A 17,363-nucleotide genomic window follows, 5' to 3' on the forward strand; every position below is an offset into this window, starting at 1 on the left:
GCCGGCAGCTCGCAGTCCTCAGCGCGGCGGCGCAGCCGCCGGTGGGGCCGAGGCATCCGGCGCCACCGTCACCGCGGGCGCGGGACGGAACGCCACGCTTGCCACCATCCACGCGATCCCGAACAGCGCGAAGATGCCGGCCATCTCGATGTGGCGCGCGCCGTCGGCCTCGACGCTCACGTCCAGGACGCCGCGGACGCCGAAGCCTGCCATGAGCACGAACACGCCGGAGATCGCCATGGCGAGCACCCCGAGGACCAAGCAGACGATGCGCATGCGCCCACGGTAGCCCTTCGCGCTGGACGCCCCTACGCCGGCTGCAGCACCCGCTCGAAGAGGTGGTCGAACACCGCGAGCCGGTCGAAGCGCATCGCGTACGCGCGCGCCCGCACGACGTGCGCGGCGAGCTCGCTCTCCGACATCGACAGCGCCTCGTCCAACGCGGTCGCGATCGCCGCCGACGATCCCGCCTCCACGATGATCGCCGTGTCGCCGACAGCCTCGAGCGTGCCGCCGCAGTCGGTCGTGATCACGGGCCCACCGCCGGCGAGCATCGACTCCACGAGGGTGATGCCGAACGTCTCGACGAACTGCTCCGTGGGCTTCGTCGCGAGCACGTACGCGGCCGACGCCGACATGATGTGCGGCTTCTCGGCATCCGACACGTCGGTGAGGAAGTGGATGCGCGAGGCAGCCGGCGACGCGGCCGCGACGGCACGCAGGTCGGCCTCCGACGGCCCGCGCCCCACGATGGCGAGGTCGAGCCCTGCGGCCGACTCCGACGACGAGAACCCGGCGATGAGGTCGTCGATGCCCTTCGCGGGCATGAGGCGCGACAGGGACAGCACGTAGCGCCCGGCGGTGAGGCCGTGCCGGGCCAGGACACGGGACGTCTCCGCCGGGTCGAGCGCGAGCCACGACGTCGTGTCGATCGCCGGGTACGAGATCGAGATGCGGCGGCGGCACTGCTCGGCGAAGTCGGTGCCGTGGCGCGCATCCACGGCCGCGGCCTCCTCGATGATGACGTCGCGCGTGTACTCCGACACGGCCACGGGCACGTCCTGCGAGAGGTACGACGCCAGCACCTGCGCGGCGGCGCCGAAGCGGTCGTCGGCGACGGCGGCGCGCACGACGTTCGTCACGTCGCTGCCCACGGCCTCGGCGATCGTCGCGAGCCGCACGGGCAGGCCCGTCGACTGCGCGATGCGCACGGCCTCGGCGACGCACAGCGTGTGCGGCGACAGGTACAGCGACATGCAGACGGTGGGCACGCCGTCCGTGAACAGCTCCACGAGACGCCCCACGACGCCCGACGTGTAGCGGCCGTCGACGATCTTGTAGTCGCCGATCGGCGCCGGGCGCTCGACCGTGATGCCGGGCGAGTAGGGCGAGATCGTGTCGAGCGGCTTGAGCGGCAGCCCCGCCGACTCGAGCAGGTCGATGGGCCACGTGACGATGCGCACGTCGTCGAATCCGCGCTGCAATGCGGCCTCGGCGAGGTTGCGGGCCTCGACGGAGTGGCCGCAGATCACGGGATCGGCGCGCACGACGATGACGAGGCGGCGGTGGGTCTGGTGCGACATGGGTTCCTCCTGTGGGTCGGAAGGAGCGGGTGACGGGTGGATGGGTCAGGCCGTGTCGGGTCTCGACGGCGGTCGGTGCACGGTGCCCCAGCCATTCGGCTCGGGTCCGAGGTCGATGCGCAGCCGACCACCGCGGTGGAGGGCGCGCGTGGAGATCGAGGAGCCGCGCAGCTCGACCCCGTCGAGGTGCACGGCCTGCACGTGCTGCGCGGGGGAGTCGCGGGTGGGCTCGACGAAGCCGGTGGTCTCGAGGTGCAACGCGCCGCCCGGCATCTGCATCGTCGCCTCGCGCACCGACGGCGTCGACAGCAGCGTCACGTTCTGGCCGGCGACGGGCAGCAGCCCGAGCGTCGCCCACACGTACCAGCTCGAGATGCCGCCCGAGTCGTCGTTGCCCGGCAGACCGCCCGGCCCGGTGCCGAACTGGTGCTCGAGCGCCGCGTGCACGACCTCGGCCGTGCGGTCGGGGCGGCCGGCGTAGTGGTACGCCCACGGCGCATCCATGTCGGGCTCGTTGTTGAGGCCCTCGAAGCGGCCGAGGGCATACCCGGCGAGCAGCTCCTCGGCGCCGGGCGCGACGCCCGGCTGTCGCACGGCATCGCCTCCGAATCCGAAGAACCGGTCGAGCAGGCCGACGAACGGATCGTCGCCGCCCGCGATCGCGATGCGCGCGGCCATGTCGTGCATGAGGCGGAACGAGTAGTTCCACTTGCCGCCCTCGTAGTACGTCGAGTCGACGGCGAGACCGGTCTGCGGGTCGTACGCGTCGACCCAGCGCGCGGCGACGTCGTCGAGCTCCCTCGCGAGCCGACGGTCGCCGCGCAACCGCGCGACGCGGGCCGTGCAGTGGTAGCCGAACGCGAGGTCGAGGTGGTGCGTGATGGGATGCGCGACGCCGCCGCGCAGCAGATCCTCGCCGTAGCCGCGACGCAGATCGGCGAGCATGTGCACGATCGCCAGCTCCCAGTCGACGCCCTCGAGGCCCAGCTGGGCGAGGTCGGCGATGAACGTGTGCGCGAGCGCCGAGCCCTGCCTCGCGAAGCGGTCGGCGCCGCGTGCCATGCGGTAGCCGATGGGGAAGTTGCCCTCCTCCTCGGCCGTGACGATGAGGGAGTTGGCGAGCGCGATCGCCCGGTCGGGTGCGAGGGCCGTGAGCAGCGGCAGCTGCGTGCGGTAGATGTCCCACATCGTGCACAGGTCGAACACGAAGTCGCCGTCGCGCGGCGAGAAGGGGTTCTCGTCCTCTGCGAACGCGGGCTTCACGAGCGAGTGGTAGAGCGCGGTGCCGAAGATCTGCTCGCGCCGCTGCGTGCCCGCGTCGATCTCGATGCGGCCCAGCGCATCCGACCAGAGCGTCTCCGTGGCGGCCAGTCGCTCGTCGAAGCGACCCTCGAGCGTCGTGCCGCAGTCGGCGTAGAGGTTGGCGCGCGCCTGCTCGGGGCCGCGCAGCGAGAAGCCGATCGCGACCTCGATCTGGTCGCCCTGCTCGGTCGGACCGGCCCACATCATGCCGAACGGCCGCAGCGTCGTGGGGCGGATGGAGTCGAAGTCGAGCCGCGAGCCGCCGGGCATGAGGCGGCGGTCGTACCAGAGCAGCTGCCGCCAGCGGGGGCTGCGCACCTCGACGTGCACCACGAGCGGCGCGCCCTCGACCACGATCTCGCCCTGCGCGACGCCCGGGGCGACGAGCTGCAGGTGCGCGCGCAGTGGCACGGTCTCGCCGAACGGGATCTGCAGGCCGCCGATCGAGCAGTCGATGACGACGCGCGCATCCTTGTGCCTGGGGAACGTGTACCGGTGCACGACCGACTTCGGTCCCGCGGTGAGCTCGGCGAGCACGCCGTTGTCGAGGCGTGCCGAGTAGCGGCCGGGGGAGGCCTGCTCGTCGAGCAGCTCGAACTGGCGGCCGAGGCCGTCGAGCGGCTCGGTCAGCGGCGTGACGCGGAAGTAGTTGTAGTACTTGCGGATCGCACCCGTGCCCGACTGCTGGAAGTGCGTGAATCCGCTCGCGACGTGGTCGGGGCGGATGGCGGGCGGGATGCCCTCGGTCGACAGGTCGAAGCGGCCGTAGCCCGTCGGGTACGCGCCCGAGTAGGCGCACGCCGACACCATGCCGAGCGGTGCCGTGGCGCCGGGATGCGTGTTGCCGATCTGCGGCTTCGGCCACCACCACGTGGCGGCGAGGCCCGACGGCGCCGGCAGGTCCGTCGGCGCTGTCCCGAGGAAGGGGTCGACGTCGGCGATGCGCACCATGGAGTCACTGTGACCCGTGGCTGTGTCGCTCGTGTTACGTGGGCATGACCATCTGGAGCGCCCCGGTCGGAGGGTCCTGTGAAGGTGCGGGGAGGCGCGTCAGGCGCGCTGGTCGCCGGGCTCGTCGCGCTCGCGCAGCACCGGGTCGACGCGCACGTCGTCGCTGAGGTCGAGCGTCGCGACGTGGCCCGAGTCGGTGCCCGAGCGGCGCTCCTCCTGCACCTCGCGGCGCGACTGGATGGCGTGGACCACGATGAAGCACAGCGCGATCGCCACGACGCCGATGAGCACGAGGTCGATGTACTGCGTCACGATGTCGGCGACGCCCGGGATGTGCGCGACCGCCCAGCCGAGGAACGTGAGCCCCGCGCCCCACAGCAGGCCGCCGACGATGTCGTAGCGCAGGAACCGCCGGTACGGCATCCGCCCCACGCCTGCCGCGACGGGCATGAACGTGCGCACGATGCCGATGAAGCGGGCCACGATGACGGCCCACGGCCCGTACTTCGTGAAGAAGCCGTTCGTGCGGGCGATGGTCTTGTGCGAGAAGAGGCCCGAGGACTTCCGTTGGAAGATCGGTGGCCCCGCCTTGTAGCCGATGTAGTAGCCGAGCTGGTCACCGGCGACGGCGCACAGCCAGATCGCGAGCATGCACAGCCAGACGGGCTGGTGGATGACGCCCGAGTACGACAGCACGCCCGTGATGATGAGCAGGGTGTCGCCGGGCAGCAGGAAGCCGACGAGCAGACCGGTCTCGACGAACACGATCGCGCACACGAGCACGAGCGCCCAACCGCCGGCGCCCGTGATGAGGCCCTCGACGTCGAACAGCGCGTTGGCTGGCAGGTGGTGCACCCCGACTCCTTCGACGTTGGATGCTGGCGGCTGTCCGTCGTCGCGTGGCGGACGGCGGTGGTGGTGCGGCAGACCGTGCGGGAGAGGGGACTCGAACCCCCACGCCCGTCAGGGCACAGGAACCTAAATCCTGCGTGTCTGCCAGTTTCACCACTCCCGCGGTGATGGCTCATCGTATCGGCGATCCCTCTGCCTTCCCTATGGCGGCGCGCGCTCGGGATGGGCCTGGTTCGATGGACGGATGCGTCACACCGCCTTGGTCACGGGAGCGTCGTCCGGCATCGGGCTCGCGATCGCTCGAGAGCTCGCCCGCGTGGGCGTCGACGTCGTGCTCGTCGCCCGCGACGAGGGGCGGCTGCGCGAGGTCGCGGCATCGCTCGACACCGGCACCGAGGTGCTCGCAGCCGACCTGCTGACGCACGAGGGGCTCGAGGCCGTCGCCGAGCGCGTGGCGCTGCCGGATCGGCCGATCGACATCCTCGTGTCGAACGCGGGCTTCGGGCTCGCGGCGCCCTTCCACGAGTCGTCGATCGAGGACGAGCGCCGGCTGCACGAGCTGCTGTCGTTCGTGCCCCTTCGGCTCGCGCACGCGGCGCTGCCCGGCATGCGGGCGCGCGGGCGGGGCTGGATCCTCACGGTCGCGTCGTTCGCGGCGTTCATCCCGTACGGCTCGTACTCGGCGTCGAAGGCGCACGCCGTGAACCTGTCGCGCTCGATCCGCTCGCGCTACGCCGGCGACGGCATCCGCGCCACCGCGCTGTGCCCGGGCTTCGTGCACACCGAGTTCCACGAGCGCATGGGCATCGACGAGGACGGCCCCGACTGGATGTGGGCGAGCGCCGAGGACATCGCGCGCAAGGGCGTGCGCGGCCTGCGCCGCAACCAGCCCGTCGTGCACTCGAACCTCGCGTTCGCGGCGATCGCGAAGGGGCTGCAGCTCGTACCCGACACGTGGCAGGGATCGCTCATCAACTCGTACCGCGACTGAGACGCCGAACCATCTCGCGCGATCCGTCAAGGCCGCGCGGGGTGGCGGTCGAATGAGCGAGCGTGGAGCCATGGCATCACGCTTCGACGGACTGAAGGCCCTCTACATCAACGGCACGCTCACCCCATCGCCTGCGGAGAGCCACACCGACACGCTCATCGAGGCGAGCGCGCACGTGCTGCGCGAGCAGGGCGTCGAGGTCGACGTCGTGCGGCTCGTCGACCACCACGTCGCGCCGGGCGTGCAGCCCGACATGACCGAGCACGGCGCCGAGCGCGACGACTGGCCGCAGATCTGGCAGCGTGTGCAAGCAGCCGACATCCTCGTGCTCGCCGGCCCGATCTGGCTCGGCGACAACTCCAGCCAGACGCGCCTCGCGATCGAGCGGCTCTACGCGCACTCCGGCGAGCTGAACGACAAGGGCCAGGCCGTGTTCTACGGCAAGGTCGGCGGCGCGCTCATCGGTGGCAACGAGGACGGCCTGAAGCACTGCACCGGCGTCATCCTGCACGCGCTGCAGCACCTGGGCGTCGCGATCCCGCCGAACGCCGAGGCCGGGTGGATCGGCGAGGCCGGTCCCGGGCCGTCGTACGGCGACGAGCTCGACGACGGCACGCGCGCGGGCTTCGACAACGACTTCACGCAGAAGAACATCACCTTCATGGCGTGGAACCTCATGCACCTCGCCGCGATCCTGCGCGACGCGGGCGGCATCCCCGCCGAGGGCAACCTGCCCGAGGAGTGGGAGCAGGGCTCCCGCTGGGGCTTCCAGAACCCCGAGTACCGCTAGCCCGTACTCGCGCGACGGTGCACGGTCAAGGCCTCGGGGCCCGCCAAACCCCGTGCGCGCCCGGCACGAACCACCCCAGACCCATCCATCCGGAAGGAGCATCACCATGACCGATGTCCGACTCCACATCACCGACTCCGGCGGCGAGGGCCGCCCCGTCGTCCTCATCCACGGCTGGCCCCTGTCGGGCGAGTCCTGGAAGGCGCAGCGCCGTGCGCTGACCGCTGCCGGCTACCGCGTCGTCGACTACGACCGCCGCGGCTTCGGCGAGAGCGACAAGCCCGAGACGGGCTACGACTACGACACGTTCGCCGACGACCTGCAGTCGGTGCTCACCGACCTCGACCTCGTCGACGTCACGTTGGTCGGCTTCTCGATGGGTGGTGGCGAGGTCGCCCGCTACCTGTCGCGCCACGGCGAGAGCCGCGTGCGCTCGGTGGTCTTCGCAGCCGCGGTGACGCCGTACATGCACAAGACCGACGACAACCCCGATGGTCCGCTCGACGACGAGCTGTACGGGCAGCTGCGCGGCGGCCTCGTGGAGGATCGCGACGCGTTCTTCGACGACTTCGTGCACGGCTTCTTCTCGGTCGGCGACGACCTGAAGGTCGGCGACGGCGAGATCAAGGACGCCAGGGAGCTCGCGCAGCAGTCGTCGCAGACGGCCGCCGTGGGCGCGATGGATGCATGGGCGACCACCGACTTCCGCCCCGACCTGCCGCTCGTGACGGTGCCGACGCTCGTCATCCACGGCTCCGGTGACGGCACCGTGCCGTTCGAGGGCTCGGGTGCGCGCACGCACGCGGCGATCCCGCACTCGCAGCTCGTCGTCATCGACGACGCGCCGCACGGTCTCAACGTGAGCCACGCCGATGAGTTCAACGCGGCGCTGCTCGCGTTCCTCGGCGACGAGGCGCCCGGCGTCGACGCATAGCGACGACGTTCGACCGAGGGCGGCGACCTGCGGGTCGCCGCCCTTCGTCATGCGTCGCTGCGTTCGAGGGCGGCATCCCCCTCGGCTCGCTGCGCGCGACCGATCTGCTCGACGAACCACGATGCGAAGGTCGCGGTGACGGATCCGATGAGCGCGATGCCGGCGATCATGAGGCCGACGGCGATGAGGCGACCCGCCCCGGTCACGGGGTAGAAGTCGCCGTAGCCGACGGTCGTGATGGTCACGAACGCCCACCAGATGGCGTCGGCGAAGGTCGTGATGTTGGCGCCCTGGGCGTTCTGCTCCGCATCCAGCACCGCGAGGCCTGCGATGAGCACGAGCAGCCCCGCGGAGGCGACGACATAGAGCGTCACGCGTCCGCGGAACGCCCACCCGGCGGCGCGCTGCAGCACGGTGACGACCGTGATGAGGCGGAGGAGCCGGAGCGGGCGGAGGAACGGGAGGACCACGATCGCCAGCTCGTGCAGATGGCGCACGAACCAGCGTCTGCGGGGCTCGGCGAGCACGAGGCACACCACGTAGTCGACCGCGAACGCTGCCCAGACGGCGACGAGCGCGATCTCGATCGGCATCGCATCACGTCCCTGCAGATTCCCGATCACGGAGATCGCGTAGAGCACCACGAACACGACCGCGAGAGCGAACATCGGCCACTCGAGCGCCGCCTCCCAGCGCGCGAGACGGGCACCGTAGCGAGGGGTCTGCACCCCCGCATTCAAGCAGCGCCGCCACGTCGCCTGTGGACAGATGAAGCCTGCTCACCCGGCTCTGTGCTGTGCTCTCGTGCCATGAGCCGGGCCGTGGTCGCGATCACCGAGATGGTGCGCGACCGTGTGCGGCGCGACGGGGTCGACCTGCGAGCGGGCGGCGACCTCGCCGATCGGTACGTGCGGGATGCCGTGCGCAACTACTCCGAGCGGGCGCTCGGCGGCGCGCATCCGCTGCTCGACGACGAGCAGGCCGCGACGCGGTCGGTGCTCGCCGCCATCACGGGCTTCGGGGTGCTGCAGCCGTACCTCGACGACCCGGCGATCGAGGAGCTGTGGGTCAACCAGGGCTCGCGCGTCTTCGTCGCGCGCGGCGGCGCGAGCGAGGAGCTCGACGTGCGCCTCACGCCGCAGGAGACCCGCGACCTCGTCGAGCGGATGCTCTCGACCACGGGCCGCCGCGTCGATCTCTCGATGCCGTTCGTCGACGCCTCGCTGCCCGACGGCTCCCGACTCCACGTCGCGTCGGGAGACGTGGCACGCGGGGCGATGAGCATCAACATCCGCAAGTTCTCGCGGCGCCTCGCCTCGCTCGAGACGCTCGTCGAGCTCGGCACGCTCAGCCATCAGGCGGCGACCTTCCTGCAGCGGTCGGTGCTCGCGGGCGCGAACATCCTCGTGTCGGGTGCGACGCACTCGGGCAAGACCACGCTGCTCGGCGCGCTCATGGGCGCCGGCCGGCCCCGCGATCGCGTCGTGACGGTGGAGGAGACGTTCGAGCTCGACCCGCAGGTCGCCGACGTCGTCGCCCTGCAGTGCAGGCAGCCGTCGCTCGAGGGCACGGGCGAGATCACGCTGCGGCAGCTCGTGAAGGAGTCGCTGCGCATGCGTCCCGATCGCCTCGTGGTCGGCGAGGTGCGCGGCGCCGAGGCGCTCGACCTGCTCATCGCCCTGAACTCGGGCGTCGCCGGCGCGGGCACGATCCACGCGAACACGGCGCGGGATGCGCTGCAGAAGCTCACGACGCTGCCGTTGCTCGCCGGACGCAACATCGACGCCGGCTTCGTCGTGCCGACCGTCGCCGCGTGCGTCGACCTCGTCGTGCACTGCGCGATGGATGCGCGCGGCAACCGCCGCGTTACCGAGATCCTCGCGCCCACGGGCACGACGCACGGCCATGTGATCGAGGCGTCGCAGATCTTCCACACGGTTGGCAGCCTGCTGCGGCCCACGGGCGGGCACCCGTCGCGGCTCGCGAAGTACGAGGCGGCGGGCATCGACATGCCGGCGCTGCTCGCGAGGGACGACGCATGACGTGGGTGCTCGGCGCGCTGCTCGGACTCGGGCTCGTGCTGTGCGCGTCGCCGTGGCTCTGGCCGCGCACCGAGCGCGCCGAGACCGAGGAGCGGCGCGCGTCGCGCATCCGCGACCGGCTCACGCAGGCGGGGCTGCACGAGGTGCCGCTCGCCGCGCTCATCGTCGTCGCCGTGCTCGCCGCCGTGGTGGCGGCGGGTGTCGCGCTCGCGGTGAGTCCCGTCGTGCCCATCGCGATCGCCGCGGGCCTCGCCGGGCTCGCGACGCCGTTCGCGGCGGTCGCCTGGCGCGCACGTCGGCGGCGCCGCTCCCGCTCGCTCGTGTGGCCCGACGTCGTCGACCACCTCGTCTCCGGCGTGCGCAGCGGGCTCGCGCTGCCCGACGCCGTCGCGGCGCTCGCGACCTCCGGACCGGCGCAGACGCGCGATGCGTTCCGCGCGTTCGAGGCCGACCACCGGGCGACGGGCTCGTTCGCCTACGCGCTCGACCGCCTCAAGGACCGGCTCGCGGATCCCGTCGCCGACCGCATCCTCGAGACCCTGCGCATGGCGCGCGACGTCGGCGGCTCGGAGGTCGCGCACGTGCTGCGCGACCTCGCCGCGTACCTGCGGTCGGACCTCGCGGTGCGCAGCGAGCTCGAGGCGCGGCAGTCGTGGGTCGTCAGCGCGGCCCGGCTCGGCGTCGTCGCGCCGTGGCTCGTGCTGCTGCTCCTGTCGTCGCGCCCGGAGGCGGCGTCGGCGTACAACACCGCAGGCGGCCTCGCGATCGTCGCAGGCGGCCTCGTGGTCACGATCGTCGCCTACCGAGCGATGGTGCGCCTCGGTCGGCTGCCCGAGGACGGGCGGTGGTTCGCATGACCGGCGAGGTCGGCCTGTCGCTCGTGCTCGGCGCGACGCTGGGGCTCGGGCTGTGGATGCTCGTGAGCCTCGTGCCCATCCTGCGCCGCCCGCGGCTCATGCATCGCGTCGCCCCGTACGTGCTCGACGTCTCGGCCGGCGCTCGCGACCTCGTCGCGCGCCGCGTCGTCGATCCGACGCGCGTCGTCGGTGTCGTCGCGGCACCGGTGAGTGACCGCCTGGCACCGGTCGTGCACGCGATGCTCGGCACGCCCGCGACCGTCGCCGCGCGCCTGCGCCGTGCGCGCAGCCCGCTCACGCTCGAGCGCTTCCGCGCGCGACAGCTCGTGTGGGGCGTCGTCGGCGCGATCGTGGGGGGACTCGTCGGCACGCTCGCGGTCGTGCGCGGCGCATCGCCCATCGTGCCCATCGCGCTGCTGGTGGTGACGGCAGCCAGCGGTGCGCTGCTCGCCGACTGGCTGCTGCAGCGCGCCGTGCGGCAGCGCATGGCGCGCATCTCGAGCGAGCTGCCGACCGTGCTCGAGTTCCTCGCGCTGAGCCTCGCGGCGGGCGAGGGGCTCGCGGATGCGCTGCGCCGCGTCGCGCGCATCGGCACGGGCGAGCTGGCGCGCGAGCTCGGCACTGTCGTCGCCGACGCTGCATCCGGCACCTCGCTGTCCGATGCGCTCGAGCGCCTCGGTGGCGAGCTCGACCACCCGGGCGTCACGCGCTGCGTCGACCAGATGCGCGGCGCGCTCGAGCGCGGCACGCCGCTGGCGCAGACGCTGCAGGCGCAGGCGCAGGATGCGCGCGATGGTGCGCGGCGCGACCTGCTCGAGGCCGCGGGCAAGAAGGAGATCGCGATGCTCGTGCCGCTCGTCTTCGGCCTGCTGCCGACGACGGTCGCGTTCGCGCTGTGGCCGGGCATCCACGTGCTGCAGGTGGGGTTCTGACGGCCGTGCGCTCGCGCGGTCGAGGTTCGAGGAGAGGAGGCGGCGATGCGCCGCATGTGGAGTCGACTGGTGGAGGAGGAGCGCGGCGACGTCCCCGGCTGGGTGCTCGTGACGCTGATGACCGCGGGTCTGGTGATCGTGATCTGGGGCGTCGCGGGGCCCGCGCTCACGCAGGTGTTCCAGCAGGCCATGGAGCGCGTGACGGGATTCTGATGCGTCACGTGAGGTCGCTGCGCCACGATCGCGGCTCGGCGGTGGCCGAGTTCACGATGGTCGTCGGCCTCCTCACGCTCGTCGTGCTCTCGGTCATGCAGCTCGCGCTCGGGCTGCACGTGCGCAACGTGCTGCAGGATGCGGCCGCCGAGGGTGCGCGCTACGGCGCGCTCGCCGGGTCGTCGCCCGCCGCGGGCGTCGACCGGGCGCAGACGCTCATCGAGACGGCGATCGGCAGCGACTACGCGCAGTCGATCACCGCGGCGACCACGACGGTCGCGGGGCATCCGGCGCTGCAGCTCACGGTGCAGGCGCCCCTGCCGGTGCTCGGGCTCATCGGCCCGACGACGTTGGAGGTGCAGGGCAGTGCCGCGCTCGAGACGCTGGACTGAGCTCGCCGCCGACGAGGGCTCGGTGTCGATCGAGTTCCTCACGGTCGGCATGCTGCTCACCATCCCGCTCGTCTACCTCGTGCTCGCGATGGCGCAGCTGCAGGCCGCGACGCTCGCGACCGAGGGGGCCGCGCGCCAGGCGGCGCGCATGGTCGCGACGGCCGACTCGCACGGCGAGGGACTCGCCGCGGCGGATGCGGCGATCGCCGTCGCGCTCGCCGACCTCGGGCTCGAGCCGACGGCGGTCGACGTCGCCTGCGGGCCGACGCCGTCCGACTGCACGACGCGCGGCGGCACGGTGCAGGTCGCCGTCGAGGTGACGGTCCCGCTGCCGCTCGTGCCGCCGGTGCTCGACCTCGACGTGGGACTGTCGGTGCCGATCACGGCGCAGGCGGCGCAGCCCGTGTCGGAGCTGCGGCCGTGAGCGGGGGATCGGTGCGCACCCGGATGCGCTCGCTCGCCCACGACGACGACGGGTCGACGCTGCTGCTCACGATCTTCTACGGCGCGCTCGCCCTGGCGCTCATCGTCGTGGTCGTGGGTGCGACGGCCCTGCTCGTCGAGCGCCGTCGCCTGTTCACGCTCGCCGACGGCGCGGCGCTGCACGCGGCGGAGTCGTTCGCGCTGTCGCAGATCGCGTTCGACGGCGAGCAGCCGTCGCCGCAGCTCGCCGACGACGCTGTCGAGGCCGCAGCGGCCGACTGGATCGCCGCATCCCCGACACCGCTCGAGGGCGTGCAGCTCGTCGACGCGCAGTCGCTCGACGCGCAGACCGCCGAGGTCACGGTCGCGGCCGTGTGGCGCCCGCCGATCGTGTCGTTGCTGCTGCCCGAGGGCATCCCGCTCGACGTGACGGTGACGGCGCGGTCGGTGTTCGTCGATTGACGTACTCGCCGGGGGCCGCGCTACTGCAGCGCGATGAACGACGTGCGTCTGGCGGCCGTGATGGCCAGCACGCGCTCCGGGCGGCGCGATGTAGGACGCCCACACATACCCGATCGACGCATACGCGGGCGTCGTCGTCCCACGGCCGTGCTGATCGACCACGATACGCCCGGGCGGCTAGACCAGGGCCCGTGAGCACCGTTGCCTCGGCGTAGAGGTTCGCCGAGGACGGCACCACCAACCACCATTTGGTTCGAGGGCTACGACGATCGACTCTCGAACGAGGGCAATGAGCTCGAAGTGCGATTACCTTCCGGCAGACAAGACTTGAGGAACGGATGGACCACATACAGCAGCCCGAGCGACGAAGGGGTAAGGCGACGCGCTCGCGCGGCGGCGGACACGCGGCGGCTCGTGCTGGACGTGCGTCTCGACGATGAGATCACGTCGAAAACCCGGGCAGTTTACGGCAGCCGTGCTGCGCGCTCAATTGCATCCTTCACAGCACTCGCGTCTTGAGGGCCTTGCCACCGGACCGCGACAGCCGAATATTCAGCCGCTTCCGCCTCGGTTAGCGCTGGCTCAATCGGGGTGACCAGCACGTATCGTTCGTCAGTTTGGTTCCTTGCGCGTAGGCGCCGAAGCACATCGAGGCTGACCTGGCGCAGTCGATTGGCATCTCGGACCATCTTGATTTCAATGACGACCCTTCGCTGCCCGACGTTCACCACGCCGTCCGCCTCTCTACCGTCGTAGAGCATGCCCGGCCACTCGAAAGAGAACGTCGGATCACGCCATGCCAGTGCCATGAGTGACTTCGCGAGCTCATTCTCGTAAACGACTCCCTCGGCGATCGATGAGGAAGCAGCGGTGTCACGACTCGTCGCGACATAGGAAGCGAGCGCGCGGACGGAAGAACCGGTCTTGCCTTCAGGGTCTGAGGCTGTCAGATCGATGGCTGGTGTGATGCTCTCACTCAGTGAGTCGATCACGCGTGCACATGCAGTGCGTTGGATTTCCGTCGTGGCTTCGTCCGCAAGTCGTTCGAGTGTCGCGATTGTCACGCTCGGAGGAAGCGGCTGGTCATGTCGGCTCGCCGGGAGTGCTCTGTCGGCCGCCCACTCGAACATCGACCACCACGAGTTGGCCTTCGCCGTTTCCTCCTGGTGAGTGAGCTGACCACGGGACACTGCCACTTGAGAACTGATTCCGCCGAACGCGATGGCCGCGGCGATGACCGCCGCGACACCCGCAGCTCCAGGACTGCGGAGGAAGTCCCGCGACCACTGGCCAGCATTCTCAAGATTGGCCGATGCCAATGAGAGCGTCAGGAGCACGGTGACGACGGCCACGAGCGCGCATACCGCAAGCATCCATCGGACCGGTACCGCACGTCGTCGAGGCATTGGCTCAGCCATTGAGCCACGCTAGCGCATGGCGAAGAGGGCAAGGCGGATGGCCGTCGCGTTCCTCACGCCGTGCTCCGATTCTGACGCGCTTGCTTGCGGAGAATTATGGTGCGACGCCCGGTGTAGTCTTTCTCGTCGCTGGCTGGCGATGCTGGACGCGCCTGAATAGCGCGGGCTCGGTGCCCGGTTCGCTACCGCAGTCGGATCAACGCGTGAGGCTGGCCGTGGTGATCGACAAGACGCTCACACATCGATGGTCGACGCGCTGGCCGCAGTCGTCGACACTTGCACGACCGTGCTGAGCCCGCCGCTGGCGATGACCACCGATTCCGCGTCGAGCTTGGTAGCGGAAACGATGACCGACTACTCGCCGCCCATGAGATCGGCGCCGAGCGGGAACGGAGTGCCTGCCCAGCCTTCCTCGCCAGTGGCCGTGATCGGGCGGACGTTGTCAGTCGCGTCGGGGCTTCGGCGGTCGGGTCTTGGGTTGGGGCCGACACGTCGGCGGTCGGCTGCGCTGTTCAGCCCGAGCACGGCGACGGCGCGTGTCGAGGCCTCCTAGAAAGGCGCGTCGTCTCGATTGAGGATCTCGGCAGTCATGAGTGTCTGATTTAGTTCGTCCGCGTCAGCCTCGGGGTCCAACTCGACCACTCGAGCAAGAACCTCGCGCGCCCAACGATCGAACTCAGTAGAAGTCGAATCCGTGATCACGCTCGACATATCAGCCGGGGAGAGGGCTCCACGACGAGCCGCCCGATCTGCAATGGTTCTCAGGGACCGGTTGTCCGCGCTGCGGGTGATGGAAGAGGCGGATGAAGGCCGCGAGGGGTTGCTCCGTGAAATGCTCCTGCGAACCTCGACCGCGAGGGCATCGATAGCTTCGATGACTCGGACGTTGCTCTCCGCGACCGGGTCAGTGCTCTCGGTGACTTGCGCAAACCTCGACGCAGACGTGAGCGGGTTCTCGACCTTCTCGGGCGAGGTAGTCGCGAAGTGAGCTGAGTCCTTCAATCGCTTCTGAGCGGCCTCAAGATCATCAGGGTCCGCGAGGTTATACCTCACGATGCGCATATCCTTAACGTCGAACGCAGCTCGCTCACCATTCTTTTGAATGTGCACGGTTGGCTTGGCGTATCCGTGAGCGATGGCTAGTTCGTAGTAGACGTTCGGATTGAAACCGCTCAGATCGGCAACGACGAGATCAGCTTCCATGATCGAAGCAACAATGGTTGGGGTAATAGCTCCAGGGTTCGAATCGCCGTCGCTGCGGCGTACGTCGTACTCGCTCCCGATCGCCTTCCGAATCAAATGCTTGATGACCTTGTCGGCGTCCGACCGTTGCTCGCTACCGTCTTCACCAATCGGCGAGATGACGAAACAGACGCGCTTCTCGTCAGCCATGTCCCGTGGGTCCTTCCTCGCTGTTGTCGGCAGCCTACGGTTGGCATCGGCAGCACGGTCCTGCGACACGCTGTCTGCCTAGCCGCCCGGCTTGCCGCGCGGCAGCGTCTTCACGAGCACCACGACGCCGATCGCGCACGTCGCCACGAGGGCGAAGCCCGCCGTGACGATCGACGACGCCTGGATGAGCGCCGCGACCCCGAGCGGTGCGATCGCGCCGCCCGCGTTCGTCGTGAGCCTCCACGCACCGAGGAACGGCGCGGGATTCATGCGGTCGGCGAGGTCGGCGCCGAGCGTCATGAGGATGCCCGACGACATGCCGTTCGCGACCGCGAGCAGGCCCGCGCCCACGAGCAGGCCGACGAGCGCCGCCGTGCCGTCGTGCGTCGCCGCGAGCGTCGCGAATCCGGCGCCCATGAGGATGAGCGACGGCACCACGGCCCACAGGCGGCCGAACCGATCCATCACGAGCCCCGACACGAAGAAGAGCAGGAAGTCGACGGCGCCCGCGATGCCCACGATGAGGCCGGTGGTCGCGGCGTCGACGCCGATCGACACGGCCCACAGCGGGATGATGACGTCGCGGCCCTTGCGCGCGAGCGCGAGCATCGCCGCACCGACGCCGACGGTGCCGAGCGTCTTCGCGTAGCGCCGCAGCGTGTCGCCGAGGCGCACGGTCTCGCGCTCGACGGTCTCGGCACCCTCGTGGCCCTTGCCGGACTCGAACGTCGACTGCGGGTCGGGCAGGAAGAAGAGCACGACGACCGCGGCGAGGCAGCCGCCCACGAAGAGCCAGATCGTGACCTGCACCGGCGCGCCGAGCGCGATGATGCCGGATGCGAGCAGCGGCCCGATGAACAGGCCGAGGCGGAAGGTGCCGCCGAGCGCCGACAGCGCCCGCGCGCGATAGCGGTACGGCACGTACGTCGTCATGAACGCGTGCCGCGCGAGCGCGAAGATCGCCGTCGCGACGCCCGTGACGAGGATCGCGAGGCCCAGCATCCACGGCTCCGTCGCGAACCACGCCAGCGACAGCGCGAGGATCGTCGCGAGGCCCGCGTAGATCATCGTCGCCCGCTCGCCGAGGCGCCCGACGAGCATGCCGCCGGGCACGCTGCCCGCGAGCTCGCCGACCGTCATCATCGCCGCGACGAGGCCTGCGACCGCGAGGCTCGCGCCCAGGTCGCCCGCGATGACCGGGATGTACGGGATGATCGCGCCCTCGCCGATGGCGAAGAGGATCGTCGGCAGGTACGCCGCGACCGCGACCTTCTTGAAGGGGAACCGCTCCGCGTCGCTCACGCGGCCGAGCCCTGCACGAGGGCGTGCGCGATCGACGCCGGCGCCACCCGGCTCAGCCGCCGACGGCGGGGGAGAGCAGCACCACGAGGCCCACGAGCGCCATGCCCGCGAGGTTCGAGCAGATGCCGATGCGGATGGAGTGCTTCTTCTGCGTGTACGCCTGGTCGACCGTGTACGCCATGACGGGGCAGCCCGCCCACATCAGCAGGCCGAGACCCGCGGTCGCGACGAGCGTGCCGATCCAGAACACCAGCTCGACGCCTCCCGACAGGTCGGCGGGTCGCCAGCCGGCCGCGACGAGCGGCCCGAGACCCAGCACCGGCGCGAGCATGCCCGCGGCCGTCCAGATCGTTCCCGTGCGCATGATGCGCTGCACCTCGACGGGCACGGAGTCGACGGTCGTGACCATCTGGCTCTGCTGCTCGACCTGATCGCCCATGGAGACTTCCCGTCAGAATCGGTAGAACTTGCAGTGACTGCACGATGCTACTCCTCCTCGACGGATGCTCATGACCGGTTCGCCGACA

Annotated in this window: 19 protein-coding genes and 1 tRNA gene; 10 read left to right on the forward strand and 10 right to left on the reverse strand. The window is 70.6% G+C overall.

Going from position 1 to position 17,363, the window contains the following annotated elements; genetic code table 11:
- Nucleotides 1–18: 18 nt before the first annotated feature.
- From BLQ67_RS14005 to BLQ67_RS14025, 5 genes are all read right to left on the reverse strand, one after another.
- Entirely contained in the window at nt 19–276 is a 258-nt protein-coding gene (locus BLQ67_RS14005; protein WP_092506053.1) for a hypothetical protein, read from the reverse strand.
- A gap of 32 nt (nt 277–308) precedes the next feature.
- The gene (locus BLQ67_RS14010) at nt 309–1,583 is read right to left on the reverse strand and encodes a glycosyltransferase (RefSeq protein ID WP_092506055.1); all 1,275 of its coding nucleotides are present in this window, start codon (nt 1,581–1,583) and stop codon (nt 309–311) included.
- A 45-nt stretch (nt 1,584–1,628) separates the two neighbouring features.
- The gene (locus tag BLQ67_RS14015; RefSeq protein WP_092506057.1) at nt 1,629–3,836 is read right to left on the reverse strand and encodes a glycoside hydrolase domain-containing protein; all 2,208 of its coding nucleotides are present in this window, start codon (nt 3,834–3,836) and stop codon (nt 1,629–1,631) included.
- A gap of 99 nt (nt 3,837–3,935) precedes the next feature.
- On the reverse strand, nt 3,936–4,691 hold the full coding sequence (locus BLQ67_RS14020; protein ID WP_157674855.1) for a DedA family protein: 756 nt from the start codon (nt 4,689–4,691) through the stop codon (nt 3,936–3,938).
- A 76-nt stretch (nt 4,692–4,767) separates the two neighbouring features.
- Nucleotides 4,768–4,851: transfer RNA gene (locus BLQ67_RS14025), tRNA-Leu, on the reverse strand.
- Nucleotides 4,852–4,932: 81 nt separating this feature from the next.
- On the opposite strand from BLQ67_RS14025, the gene BLQ67_RS14030 reads away from it, so the two are divergent.
- The 3 genes from BLQ67_RS14030 (at nt 4,933) to BLQ67_RS14040 (ending at nt 7,403) form a co-directional block, all read left to right on the forward strand.
- Nucleotides 4,933–5,679 carry an SDR family NAD(P)-dependent oxidoreductase gene (locus BLQ67_RS14030; protein WP_092506061.1) on the forward strand — a complete coding sequence of 249 codons (747 nt, stop codon included), beginning with the start codon at nt 4,933–4,935 and terminating at the stop codon, nt 5,677–5,679.
- Between the two features lie 70 nt (nt 5,680–5,749).
- On the forward strand, nt 5,750–6,469 hold the full coding sequence (locus BLQ67_RS14035; protein ID WP_197674611.1) for a flavodoxin family protein: 720 nt from the start codon (nt 5,750–5,752) through the stop codon (nt 6,467–6,469).
- Nucleotides 6,470–6,575: 106 nt separating this feature from the next.
- Nucleotides 6,576–7,403, forward strand: coding sequence for an alpha/beta fold hydrolase (locus BLQ67_RS14040; RefSeq protein WP_092506065.1), 828 nt, complete (start codon nt 6,576–6,578; stop codon nt 7,401–7,403).
- 47 nt (nt 7,404–7,450) lie between these two features.
- On the opposite strand, the gene BLQ67_RS14045 is transcribed toward BLQ67_RS14040, so the two are convergent.
- Nucleotides 7,451–8,131, reverse strand: a complete 681-nt coding sequence (locus BLQ67_RS14045) for a potassium channel family protein (RefSeq protein WP_092506067.1) — start codon at nt 8,129–8,131, stop codon at nt 7,451–7,453.
- An 81-nt stretch (nt 8,132–8,212) separates the two neighbouring features.
- Here BLQ67_RS14045 and BLQ67_RS14050 point away from each other — a divergent pair, with 81 nt between their 5' ends.
- The 7 genes from BLQ67_RS14050 to BLQ67_RS14075 are packed head-to-tail and all read left to right on the forward strand — an operon-like array spanning nt 8,213 to nt 12,724.
- Entirely contained in the window at nt 8,213–9,445 is a 1,233-nt protein-coding gene (locus BLQ67_RS14050; RefSeq protein ID WP_092506069.1) for a CpaF family protein, read from the forward strand.
- Nucleotides 9,442–10,302, forward strand: coding sequence for a type II secretion system F family protein (locus BLQ67_RS14055; RefSeq protein WP_092506071.1), 861 nt, complete (start codon nt 9,442–9,444; stop codon nt 10,300–10,302). The genes BLQ67_RS14050 and BLQ67_RS14055 overlap by 4 nt, the downstream gene beginning before the upstream one ends.
- On the forward strand, nt 10,299–11,234 hold the full coding sequence (locus tag BLQ67_RS14060) for a type II secretion system F family protein (protein ID WP_092506073.1): 936 nt from the start codon (nt 10,299–10,301) through the stop codon (nt 11,232–11,234). The genes BLQ67_RS14055 and BLQ67_RS14060 overlap by 4 nt, the downstream gene beginning before the upstream one ends.
- Before the next feature lie 45 nt (nt 11,235–11,279).
- On the forward strand, nt 11,280–11,447 hold the full coding sequence (locus BLQ67_RS16640; RefSeq protein WP_172802341.1) for a hypothetical protein: 168 nt from the start codon (nt 11,280–11,282) through the stop codon (nt 11,445–11,447).
- Nucleotides 11,447–11,839: a TadE/TadG family type IV pilus assembly protein gene (locus BLQ67_RS14065; protein WP_172802342.1), complete on the forward strand. Its 393-nt coding sequence runs from the start codon at nt 11,447–11,449 to the stop codon at nt 11,837–11,839. Before BLQ67_RS16640 ends, BLQ67_RS14065 begins: the two co-directional genes overlap by 1 nt.
- Nucleotides 11,814–12,263: a hypothetical protein gene (locus BLQ67_RS14070; protein WP_092506075.1), complete on the forward strand. Its 450-nt coding sequence runs from the start codon at nt 11,814–11,816 to the stop codon at nt 12,261–12,263. The genes BLQ67_RS14065 and BLQ67_RS14070 overlap by 26 nt, the downstream gene beginning before the upstream one ends.
- Nucleotides 12,260–12,724 carry a pilus assembly protein TadG-related protein gene (locus BLQ67_RS14075; RefSeq protein WP_157674856.1) on the forward strand — a complete coding sequence of 155 codons (465 nt, stop codon included), beginning with the start codon at nt 12,260–12,262 and terminating at the stop codon, nt 12,722–12,724. Before BLQ67_RS14070 ends, BLQ67_RS14075 begins: the two co-directional genes overlap by 4 nt.
- 464 nt (nt 12,725–13,188) lie before the next feature.
- Here BLQ67_RS14075 and BLQ67_RS16510 read toward each other — a convergent pair whose 3' ends face one another.
- The 4 genes from BLQ67_RS16510 to BLQ67_RS14095 form a co-directional block, all read right to left on the reverse strand.
- On the reverse strand, nt 13,189–14,076 hold the full coding sequence (locus BLQ67_RS16510; RefSeq protein ID WP_157674857.1) for a hypothetical protein: 888 nt from the start codon (nt 14,074–14,076) through the stop codon (nt 13,189–13,191).
- Nucleotides 14,077–14,691: 615 nt separating this feature from the next.
- Nucleotides 14,692–15,534 (reverse strand): hypothetical protein, encoded by an 843-nt coding sequence (locus tag BLQ67_RS14085; protein ID WP_092506081.1) that lies wholly within the window; start codon nt 15,532–15,534, stop codon nt 14,692–14,694.
- Between the two features lie 78 nt (nt 15,535–15,612).
- Entirely contained in the window at nt 15,613–16,836 is a 1,224-nt protein-coding gene (locus BLQ67_RS14090) for an MFS transporter (RefSeq protein ID WP_092506083.1), read from the reverse strand.
- 52 nt (nt 16,837–16,888) lie between these two features.
- Nucleotides 16,889–17,275, reverse strand: coding sequence for a hypothetical protein (locus tag BLQ67_RS14095; protein WP_092506085.1), 387 nt, complete (start codon nt 17,273–17,275; stop codon nt 16,889–16,891).
- Nucleotides 17,276–17,363: the final 88 nt, after the last annotated feature.

It is taken from the genome of Agrococcus jejuensis (assembly GCF_900099705.1).
GTDB lineage: Bacteria > Actinomycetota > Actinomycetes > Actinomycetales > Microbacteriaceae > Agrococcus > Agrococcus jejuensis.